This window comes from Acinetobacter sp. WCHAc060042 (assembly GCF_003231195.1).
In the GTDB taxonomy this organism is placed as follows: domain Bacteria; phylum Pseudomonadota; class Gammaproteobacteria; order Pseudomonadales; family Moraxellaceae; genus Acinetobacter.
In genome coordinates, this window is record NZ_QKVN01000109.1 from 1 (window position 1) to 995 (window position 995).

Genomic DNA, 995 nt, shown 5'->3' on the forward strand with positions numbered 1-995 from the left:
ACATTTTCTAAGATATGACCTTGATCAGCATTAGCATCAGGCAACATAATCCGGCGCAATCCGACATCAACTAAATAGTATTTTTCAGAGGATTGTAATAACTCACGCCCGCGTACTTTAAATTGTGCGGCACTATAAAATAACAAACTGTCCTGTAAGCCCTGAATATAGCGTTTTACTGTTTCAAATGAAATTTTAACCCCACTTGAAACAAAGGTATTTTTAATTTTATTGATGGAAATAGGTGAGCCTGTCACGCTTGCCAAATATCTTGCGACACGCTCGAGAGAGTTAATATCGGCAGTATTCAAACGGGGAATAACATCTTTAAACATTACACTGGCATAGACCGCTTGCAAGTAATCATAAGTTTCCTGCTGGCTAGTCATGGCAAGCGTATAAGGGAAACTACTGCGCGTATACATGGCATACAAATCACGATTGGATAATTGTTGGATGATCGGATTATTTTCAATATGCCACTGTTTAAATTCTTGGAATGACAAAGGTAGAACATGTTGCTCGATATAGCGTCCTGTAAGTAAAGTCGCAAGTTCTCCACTTAGAAAGAATGCGTTTGAGCCTGTAATATATAAATCGATATAATCCCGAACATATAAAGAGTCGACCACTTTCTCAAAATTGGTAACATGTTGTATTTCATCTAAAAAAACATAGTTTTTTTTACTTTTATCAACTTTGGACAATACATAATCATGTAGTTTACGGTAATCGGTGAGTTCTTCAAATTCCATAAATTCGAAGTTGATGGCAATGATGTTTTCGGCTTGTACACCCTGTGCTTTTAGGTCTTGTTGAAACATCGCCAATAAGGTGGATTTTCCAGAGCGACGTACACCTGAAAGTACTTTAATGACATCACGGTCTTGCCATGTATTCAGAAATTTTAAGTAGCCATCACGTCGAATATTAGCGCTTCTCATTATTTACACTTAGAATCTAAAGTTTTAATAAATTCTATCAAATTTTAGAAC

The 995-nt window shown here is 36.3% G+C and carries 1 protein-coding gene; it reads right to left on the bottom strand.

Features of this window, described 5'->3' with window-relative positions:
- Positions 1-944: ATP-binding protein (locus DPG01_RS18435; protein ID WP_110976007.1), on the bottom strand; the 944-nt coding region annotated here is incomplete at its 3' end.
- Positions 945-995 lie beyond the last annotated feature (51 nt).